Here is a 10550-nt window from a genome sequence, read left to right on the forward strand (position 1 = left end):
TCCGCGAACGCCGCGCTCCTCGACGAGACCCGCTACACACAGCCCGCACTCTTCGCCCTGGAGACCGCGCTCCACCGGCTCCTCGCCCACCACGGCGTGACCCCGGACTTCGTCACCGGCCACTCCATCGGCGAACTCACCGCCGCCCACGCCGCCGGCATCCTCACCCTCCCCGACGCCGCACTCCTCATCACCACCCGCGCCCGGCTCATGCAATCCGCACCGGCCGGCGGAGCCATGACCGCCATCGAAGCGACCGAGGAACAGATACAGCCGTACCTCAACGCGCACGTGACGCTCGCCGCCGTGAACAGCCCCACCTCACTGGTGATCTCAGGAGACCGGGAGGCCGTGGAGGACGCCACGCGAAGGCTGAAGCAGCAGGGTCATCGCGTCCACCCGCTGACCGTCAGCCACGCCTTCCACTCCCCCCACATGGACCCGATCCTCGACCAGTTCCGGGACGTGGCACAGACCGTCACCTACCACCAGCCGCACACACCTCTCATCACCGATGGCGACCCCACCAGCCCCGACCACTGGACCGACCAGATACGCGACACCGTCCGCCACCACGACCACATCACCACCCTGACCAGCAAAAACATCACCATCTACCTCGAACTCGGCCCCGACGCCTCCCTCACCGCCCACACCCCCGACGCCATACCGCTCCTCCGCAAGAACCAGAGCGAACGTCACACCCTCGAGACCGCGCTCGCCACGACGTACGCCCAGGGCATCCCGCTCACTCCGGGCGGCGCCGGACACACCGACCTGCCCACCTACCCCTTCCGGCCCACCCACTACTGGCTGGACACCCCCGCGACCGACGCGTTGCTCGCTCCGGCCGTCGAGCTGGCCGGGGACGGGGGCCTGCTGTTCACGGGTGAGGTCGGCACACGTTCGCTCCCCTGGCTCGCCGACCACGCGATGGGCGGGGTGGCACTCGTCCCGGCGGCGCTCCTCGTCGAACTGGCCCTGCGCGCGGGCGAGGAGGCGGACGTCCCGGTGGTGGACGAGCTGATGCTGGAGGCGCCGCTTCCCCTCCCGGACGACGGTTCGGTGGTGGCGCTCCAGTTGGCGGTCAGCGCTCCCGACGACACGGACCGGCGGTCGTTCGGCGTGTATGCCCGGTCGGGCGAGGGGCAGCCCTGGGTCCGGCACGCGTCCGGCAGGCTCGCTCCGGCGGACGCCGAGGTGCCGGGCCCCGAAGCCGCCTGGCCTCCGGCCGGTGCGGAGCGCACGGATGCCGCCGAGGTCTACGAGCGACTGGCGGCGCTGGGCTACGGCTACGGGCCCGCCTTCCGCAATCTGCGGGACGCGTGGGCGGTCGGCGGCGCACTCTTCGCCGAGGTCGCATTGCCGGACGAACTGCGCGCCCAGGCGGGTGACTTCGCGCTGCACCCCGCGCTGCTCGATGCCGCGCTGCACCTGCTGCCGCTACAAGGCGGTGGCGATGAGCTGAAGCTGCCGTTCTCGTGGTCCGGCATCCGTCTCCACGCCACCGGGGCCGACGTGCTGCGGGTCCGACTGGAGCCGGACGACGGGCAGTCCGTGTCGCTCTCGTTGACCGATACCGCAGGCGGGCCCGTAGCCTCCGTGGGCTCGGTGCGTCTGCTGCCCGCCCCCGCCGTGGCTGCCGCGCACGCCGATCCGCTGTACGAGGTGGAGTGGACGGAGCCGGTGGCCCGCGCGGGCCGGGCCGGTGATGTGCTGCCCGGCGACGAGATCGTACGGATCGTCCCTGACCTGTCCGTGGCCGAAGCCACGCATCACGCGCTGGCGCTCGTCCAGGAGTGGCTGGCGCGGGAGGAGACGGCGGGATCGCGGCTGGCCGTCGTCACCTCGGGCGCCGTCGCCACACGGGACGGCGAGGAGGTGACCGACCTGCCGGCGGCTGCGGTGTGGGGGCTGTTGCGGACGGCCCAGTCGGAGCATCCGGGCGTCTTCGTCGTCGTCGACACGGACGGCTGCGAGGCCAGTGAGCGGGCTCTCGAAGAGGTACTGGAGACGGGCGAGCCCCAAGTCGCCCTGCGCGAAGGACGCGTACTGGTCCCCAGGCTGAGCCGCGTCCCTGACGCGGCCCCCGGCCGGGCGCCGGTCGCCGGGCCCGACGGACACGGCACCGTACTGCTCACGGGCGCCACAGGTGCCCTCGGCGCGACCATCGCCGAGCGGCTCATCACCCACCACGGCGTCCGGCACCTCCTGCTCGCCGGCCGGCGCGGCCCGGCGGCCCCCGGGGCGGCCGAGCTGCTGGCCCACCTCACGGGGCTCGGGGCGGACGTCGCCCTGGTCGCCTGCGACACCGCCGACCGGGACGCCGTGGCCGCCCTGCTCGCGGACATCCCGGCCCCGCACCCCCTGAGCGCGATCGTGCACGCCGCCGGGGTGCTCGACGACGGGGTGCTGAAGGACCTGACCCCGGACCGGCTGAACACGGTCCTGCGCCCCAAGGCGGACGCCGCGCTGCTGCTCCACGAGCTCACGGTCGAATGCGGGCTCGACCTCGCCGCGTTCGTCCTCTTCTCCTCGGTCACCGGGGTCACCGGCACGGCCGGGCAGGCCAACTACGCCGCCGCCAACGCCTACCTCGACGCCCTCGCCCACCACCGCCACGCCCACGGCCTGCCCGCCACCTCGCTCGCCTGGGGCCTCTGGGACCAGAGCGACGGCATGGGATCCCGGCTGGGCGCGACCGACCTCGCCCGCCTCGCCCGCACCGGCATCGCACCGCTTCCGGCGGAAAGCGCGCTACGACTGTTCGACGACGCGCTCGGATCACACCGGCCCGTGCTCGTCGCCTCCCGGTTCGCCACCGCCACCCTGGGCGACGGGGGCACGCCGGTCCCGGCTCCGCTGCGCTCGCTGACGCCGAGGCGTCCCCGTAGGGCGGTCAACTCCGTACCCGGGGCATCCGGTTCGACGTTCGCCGAGCAGCTGGCCGGGCTGCCGGCCGAGGAGGTGGAACGGAGGCTGCTGGAGCTGGTGCGGGCCACCACGGCCACCGTGCTCGGCCACACGGACGCGGGGGCCGTGCCGGAGGGGCGCGCCTTCACGGATCTCGGTTTCGACTCGCTCGCCGCCGTGGATCTGCGCAACCGGCTCGGGGCGGCCACGGGTCTGCGGCTGCCGACGACCCTGGTCTTCGACCACCCGACCCCGCAGGCGCTCGCCGCGCTGTTGCGGGACGAACTCGGCGTGTCCGAGTCCGCACCCGTAGCGGCCGCCGTTTCCACCCGCACCGCCGTCTCCGACGATCCGATCGCGATCGTCTCCATGGCCTGCCGGTTCCCGGGCGGGGTGACCACTCCCGAGGAGCTGTGGCGGCTGGTCAGCGAGGAGACGGACGCCGTCTCCGGCTTCCCGACGGACCGGGGCTGGGACCTGGACGGGCTCTACGATCCGGACGCCTCCCGGCCCGGCACTTCGTACGCGAGGGAGGGCGGGTTCCTGCACACGGCCGCCGACTTCGACCCGGAGTTCTTCGGGATGAGCCCGCGCGAGGCCCTGACGACGGACCCGCAGCAACGGCTGCTGCTCGAAACGGCCTGGGAGACGTTCGAGCGGGCCGGGATCGACCCGGCCGGGCTGCGCGGCTCCCGTACCGGGGTGTTCGCCGGGGTGATGTACAACGACTACGGGGCCCGGCTCCACCAGGCGCCGAACGCGCCCGGTGAGGTCGAGGGGTATCTCGTCAGCGGCAGCGCGGGCAGTGTCGCCTCCGGCCGGGTCGCGTACACCTTCGGTCTCGAAGGTCCCGCGGTCACTGTGGACACGGCCTGCTCCTCCTCGCTGGTCGCCCTGCATCTCGCGGCCCAGGCGCTGCGGCAGGGCGAGTGCGATCTCGCGCTCGCCGGCGGGGTTACGGTGATGGCCGGGCCCGCGACGTTCGTGGAGTTCAGCCGGCAGCGTGGGCTCTCCGCCGACGGCCGGTGCAAGCCGTTCGCGGAAGCGGCCGACGGCACGGGCTGGGGCGAGGGTGTCGGGCTGCTGCTCATCGAGCGGCTGTCGGACGCCCGGCGCCACGGCCATGAGGTGCTGGCCGTGCTGCGGGGCTCCGCCGTCAACCAGGACGGAGCGAGCAACGGTCTCACCGCGCCCAACGGCCCCTCCCAGCAGCGGGTCATCCGCGAGGCCCTGGAACGGGCGGGCCTCGCCGCCCGGGACGTGGACGCCGTCGAGGCGCACGGGACGGGGACGAAGCTCGGCGATCCGATCGAGGCGCAGGCGCTCCTCGCGGTCTACGGGCGGGACCGGCCGGACGGGCAGCCGTTGCTGCTGGGCTCGGTGAAGTCGAACATCGGGCACACGCAGGCAGCCGCCGGCGTCGCGGGTGTGATCAAGACCGTGCTGTCCATGCGGCACGGGGTCCTGCCCAGGAGCCTGCACATCGACCGGCCCACCTCGCATGTCGACTGGGCCCAGGGCGGTGTCGCGCTGCTCACCGAGACGACACCCTGGCCGGAGCGGGAGCGGCCCCGGCGGGCCGCGGTGTCGTCGTTCGGGATCAGCGGGACCAACGCCCACGTGATCCTGGAGGCACCCGCCGACACGGACGTGCCGCACACCAACGGCCAGGCGACACCGGCCGACACGGACGCGCCCCAGACCAACGGCCACACGACACCGGCCGACGCAGACGCGCCCCGCACCGACGCCCAGGTGCGCCTGGACGCGCCGGCCGGCGGTGAGCACGCGTCCGCCGCCGCGCGCCCCGTCCCGTGGCTCGTCTCCGGTCGCACGCCCGGCGCCCTCCGTGCGCGGGCCGCGCAACTGGCCGATGTACTCGACCGCAGCCCCCACCCGGCCCCCGCCGACGTGTCGGCGGCCCTCGCCGCCGGCCCCGGTGCCTTCGAGCACCGCGTCTCGTTCGTCGCGGCCGGCCGCGACGAGGCGCTGCGTGCCCTCGCCGCCGTCGCGGCGGGCGAGACACCGCAGGTCGTGGCGCCCGAGCGGGTGCGGACCGCGTTCCTCTTCACCGGCCAGGGCAGCCAGCGCGCCGGGGCGGGCCGTGAGCTGTACGCGGCGCACCACGCGTTCGCCGCCGCCTTCGACGCGGCCTGCGCCGCGCTGGACCCCCACCTCGGGCGCTCGCTGCGCGCGATCGTGTTCGCCGCCGAGGGCACCCCGGAGGCGGCCCTGCTCGACGAGACCCGGTACACCCAGCCGGCCCTGTTCGCGCTGGAGACGGCGCTCTTCCGGCTCCTTGAGTACTTCGGTGTGCGTCCGGACGCGCTGCTCGGGCACTCCATCGGTTCGGTGGCCGCCGCGCACGCGGCCGGGGTCCTGTCGCTCGCCGACGCGGCGACGCTGGTGGCGGCCCGGGGGCGGCTGATGCAGGGGTTGCCGGCCGGGGGCGCGATGCTCGCCGTGGAGCTCGACGAGGACGTGGTGACACGGCTGCTGACCGGTCTCGAAGACCGGGCGGGCATCGCCGCGCTCAACGGCCCGCGCGCCACGGTGGTGTCGGGCGAGGCCGGTGCGGTGGAGGAAGTCGCGGCCCGTGCGAAGGAGTCGGGCGCCCGGACGCGCAGGCTCACCGTGAGCCACGCCTTCCACTCGCCACTGATGGAGCCGGTGCTCGCGGAGTTCCGGGAGGTGCTGTCCGGTCTGGACTTCCGGCCGCCGCGGCTGCCGGTGATCTCCGATCTCACCGGGGCCGCCGCGGACCCGGACGAGCTGGCCTCGCCCGGCTACTGGGTCCGGCATGCCCGTGAGGCGGTCCGTTTCGCGGACGGCGTCGCCGCGCTCAAGGAGCTGGGTATCGGCGCGTTCGTGGAGCTGGGCCCCGACGCGGTGCTCGCGACCATGGCCGCCGATACACATCCGGACGCTGTGTCACTGCCGCTGCTGCGCCGCGACCGCTCCGAGCTGCGCTCGCTGCCGGAGGCGCTGGGCGCGCTGCACGCCGCCGGTGGCACGGTCGGCGGGGCGGTGTACGGGGTGCGGGACGGCCGCCGGCCGGTCGAGCTGCCCACGTACCCCTTCCAGCGCGAGCGGTACTGGCTGGACCGCCCGGCCGCTCCGGCCGGTGCGGCCCGGGTCGAACAGGCGGGGCTCGGCGCGACCGACCACCCGCTGCTCGGGGCCGCCGTCGAACTGGCCGGTGACGCCGGCACGGTCCACACCGGGCTGCTGTCGACCGCCACGCATCCGTGGCTGGCCGACCACGCGGTGCTCGGTTCCGTCGTCCTGCCCGGGGCCGCGCTCCTCGAACTCGCCCTGTACGCGGGCCGGGAGGCCGGCACTCCGGTACTCGACGACCTGACGCTGAGCGACCCGCTGCTGCTCCCGGACACCGGCTCCGTGCGGGTACAGGTGAGCGTCGGCGCGCCGGGCACGGGCGGCAGGCGGCCGGTGACGGTCCACTCGCGGGCGGCGGACGCCGAAGGGGAGCCGTGGACGGTACACGCCTCCGGGGTCCTCGCACCGGACACCGCCGTGCGGCCGGCGCCGCTGACGGGTGCCTGGCCGCCGGCGGGAGCCGAGCCCGTCGAGGTGAGCGGCGCCTATGCCGAACTGGCCGCACTGGGCTATGCGTACGGCCCCGCTTTCCAGGGCCTGCGGGCCGCCTGGCGCGATCCGGCGGACGGAAGCCGGTACGCCGAGGTCGCGGTCGACCTGGACGGTGCCGGCGGTCGGCTCGTGGCCCCCGCGCTCATCGACGCGGCCCTGCACCCACTCGCGCTCGCCGGTCCCGGTCCGTCGGGCGGGCTGCCGGTGCCGTTCTCCTGGAACGGGGTGCGGGTGCACGGTCCCGGGACCGGATCGGCGCGGGTCCGCCTGTCGCCGGCCGGGCCCGACACCACCTCATTGCTGCTCACCGACGAGTCCGGTAGACCGGTGCTCTCCGTGGACGCGCTGGTCGTACGGGAGGCCGACCCGGCCCGGTTCGCGCCGGCGCGCAGCGGCGGGGGCGGGCTCTACCGGGTGGAGTGGGCGGCGCAGGCCGTACCGGTCGGTGGGGCGGTCGCGGTCGGGTACGACGAGGCGCTGCGGATCGCGGAGGCGGAAGGCCGGTTCGCGGGCGACGCCCTGCTGGACGAGGAGGCGCGTTCCCTGCCCGGCCTCGCTCAGGTGCTGCGCGACTGGGTGGCCGACGACCGCTTCGGCGGGGCCAGGCTGGTCGTGACGACGCGGCGGGCGGTGGCCGTCGAGGACGGCGACCCGGTATCCGGGTTCAACCGCTCGACGTGGTGGGGCCTGGTGCGTACGGCCCAGGCCGAGCACCCCGGACGGTTCGTCCTGGTCGACTCGGACGGGGCGGACGCCTCGGCCGGTGTACGGGACGCTGCGCTGAGCACCGGCGAGCCGCAACTCGCCCTGCGCGACGGGGCCGTGCTCGTCCCGCGGCTGGTCCGCGTCCCGCTTCCGGCGGAGAGCCGCACGGAACTGCCGGGCACGGTGCTCGTGACCGGTGCCACGGGGGCGCTCGGGCGACTGGTCGCCGAACGGCTCGTCACCCGGCACGGGGTGCGGCGGCTGCTGCTGACCGGGCGGCGCGGGCCGGACGCCCCGGGCGCCCGGGAGCTGGTCGATCACCTCACCGGTCTGGGTGCGGACGTCACGCTCACCGCCTGCGACCTCGCGGACCGGGCGGCCCTGTCGGCACTGCTGGACTCCGTGCCGGACGCCCATCCGCTGAGCGCCGTCGTGCACGCGGCGGGTGTCACGGCGGACGCGACGCTGGAGGCGCTGACGGACGAGGCGTTCACCACCGTCCTGCGGCCCAAGGCCGACGCCGCACTGCTGCTGCACGAGCTGACCCTGGAGCGGGGCATCGAACCGGCCGCCTTCGTGCTGTTCTCCTCGGTGGCCGGGATCATCGGCAACGCCGGCCAGGCCAACTACGCGGCGGCCAACACCTTCCTGGACGCGCTGGCCCACCACCGCCACGCGCTGGGGCTGCCCGCCACCTCGCTCGCCTGGGGGCTCTGGGAGCAGTCCGGCGGTCTCGGTGACGCCCTCGGCACCGCGGACCTGGCCAGGATCGCGCGTACCGGGGTCGCACCCCTCACGGCGGAGGAGGGGCTTGAGCTGTTCGACGCGGCGCTCGCATCCGGGCTTCCCGGGCTGGTGCCGGCACGGCTGGACACCTCGGCGCTGCGCCGGCTCGGTGACCCGGACCGGGTGCCGCCGCTGCTGCGGTCCCTGGTGGGTCTGCCGGCGCGGCGGCCGGTCCCGGTGACCGGAGCGGGCGGCGGGGCCGACGGCGAGGCCCCCTGGGTCAGGAAGCTGGCGGAAGCGGCCGAGGAGGAGCGGCCGCGCCTGGTGCTCGACCTGGTGCGGGCGGCGGTGGCGGAGACGCTGGGCCACCCGTCGAACCGGCCCGTTCCCGCCGACCGGGGCCTGCTCGACCTGGGCTTCGACTCCCTGACCGCCGTCGAGCTGCGCAACCGGCTCGGCGCCGAAACCGGGCTGCGGCTGCCCACCACGCTGCTGTTCGACCGGCCGACCGCGACCGCGCTCGCCGCCCATCTCCACACGGAGCTGACCGACCGGCTGCCCGGCGGACCGGCCTCCGCCCTGGCCCGCATCGACGAGCTGGAGGCCGCCTTCGACGGGGCCGCGCTCGACGCGGAGGCCCGCGAGCGGATCGCCGCCCGCCTGGCCTTGTTGCAGGCCCGCCTCGCGGCGGCCGGTGACATCTCCGTACCCACCACCGACATACCTGCCACCCCCTTGCTGGACCAGGCGTCCGACGACGAGCTCTTCCAGCTCATCGACGGACAGCTCGGCTCCGAATAGCCCGTACGACGAGGAGAGTTGACGTCGCATGACGAACGAGGCCAGGCTCCGCGACTACCTCAAGCGCGTGACCAGTGACCTGCTCCAGACCCGGCAGCGGCTGACCGAGGCCGAGGCCGAGCGGCACGAACCGATCGCGATCGTGGGCATGTCCTGCCGCTACCCGGGCGGGGTGCGCTCGCCCGAGGACCTGTGGGACGTCGTCGCCACGGGCACCGACGCGATCTCCGCGTTCCCGGAGAACCGGGGATGGGACACGGCCGCGCTCTACGACCCCGACCCGGAACGGACCGGCCGCAGCTACGCGCGTGAGGGCGGGTTCCTGCACGAGGCGGACCGGTTCGATCCCGGGTTCTTCGGGATCAGCCCGCGCGAGGCGGTCGCGATCGACCCGCAGCAGCGGCTGCTCCTGGAGACCGCCTGGGAGGCGTTCGAACGGGCGGGCATCGACCCGGACACGCTGCGCGGCTCCCGTACCGGGGTGTTCGCCGGGGTGATGTACGGGGATTACGGCGGGCGCATCCGTCGCGCCCCGGACGGGCTGGAGGGGTACATCGGCACCGGCAGTGCCGGGTCCGTGGCCTCCGGGCGGCTGTCGTACACCTTCGGGCTCGAAGGCCCCGCGGTGACGATCGACACGGCGTGCTCGTCGTCGCTGGTGGCGCTGCATCTGGCGGTGCAGTCGCTGCGCCGGGGCGAGTGCGATCTCGCGCTGGCGGGCGGGGCGACGATCATCGCGACCCCGGGTCTTTTCGTCGAGTTCAGCCGGCAGCGCGGGCTGTCCCCGGACGGCCGCTGCAAGGCGTTCGCGGCGGCGGCGGACGGTACGGGCTGGGGCGAGGGCGTCGGGCTGCTCCTGGTGGAGCGGCTGTCGGACGCCCGCCGCAACGGCCACCGGGTCCTCGCCGTCGTACGGGGCTCCGCCGTCAACCAGGACGGTACGAGCGGGCAGCTGTCCGCGCCCAACGGCCCGTCGCAGCAGCGGGTGATCCGGCAGGCCCTGGAGGACGCCGGGCTGACCACCGGCGAGGTGGACGCGGTCGAGGCGCACGGCACGGGCACCAGGCTGGGCGACCCGATCGAGGCGCAGGCACTCCTCGCCACGTACGGGCAGGACCGGCCGACCGAACAACCGCTGTGGCTCGGTTCGTTGAAGTCGAACATCGGGCACACCCAGGCCGCCGCCGGCGTGGGCGGCATCATCAAGATGGTGCAGGCCATGCGCCACGGGGTACTGCCCCGCACCCTGCATGTGGACGAGCCGTCCCCGCACGTCGACTGGGAGGCCGGGGCCGTACGCCTGCTCACCGAGGCCCGCGACTGGGAGCCGGACGACCGGCCGCGCCGGGCCGCCGTGTCGTCGTTCGGGATCAGCGGGACGAACGCGCACATCATCCTGGAAGCGCCCGCCGCCGAGGCGCCGGTGGACACCGCGCCGGAGGGCCCGGTAGTGCCGTGGCTGCTGTCCGCGCACGACCCGGAGGCGCTGCGGGAGCAGGCCGCGCGGTTGCGTGCGTACGCGGAGGAGCGCCCGGATCTCGATCCGGCAGCGGTCGGTGCGGTGCTGGCCCGGGGCCGGGCCGCGCTCGGCCACCGGGCGGTGGTCGTGCCGGGCAGCCGCGAGGAGCTGGTGCCCGCGCTGGACTCGCTGGCCAGAGGTGTGCCCTCGGCCGATGTGGTGGAGGGGATCGCCACCGACCACGGCAGGACGGTGTTCGTGTTCCCGGGTCAGGGTTCGCAGTGGGAGGGCATGGCACGCGAACTCCTCACCACCTCGACGGTGTTCGCGAACCACC

2 protein-coding genes are annotated in these 10550 nt (G+C 74.8%); both read left to right on the forward strand.

Features of this window, described 5'->3' with window-relative positions:
* The coding region (locus ABZ564_RS32365) for an SDR family NAD(P)-dependent oxidoreductase (protein WP_360863032.1) at positions 1 to 8754 on the forward strand (8754 nt) is incomplete at its 5' end.
* A 28-nt stretch (positions 8755 to 8782) separates the two neighbouring features.
* Positions 8783 to 10550, forward strand: a 1768-nt coding sequence (locus tag ABZ564_RS32370) for a type I polyketide synthase (RefSeq protein WP_360863033.1), incomplete at its 3' end; no start/stop codon positions are given.

This window comes from Streptomyces sp. NPDC019224 (genome assembly GCF_040632605.1).
Classification (GTDB): domain Bacteria; phylum Actinomycetota; class Actinomycetes; order Streptomycetales; family Streptomycetaceae; genus Streptomyces.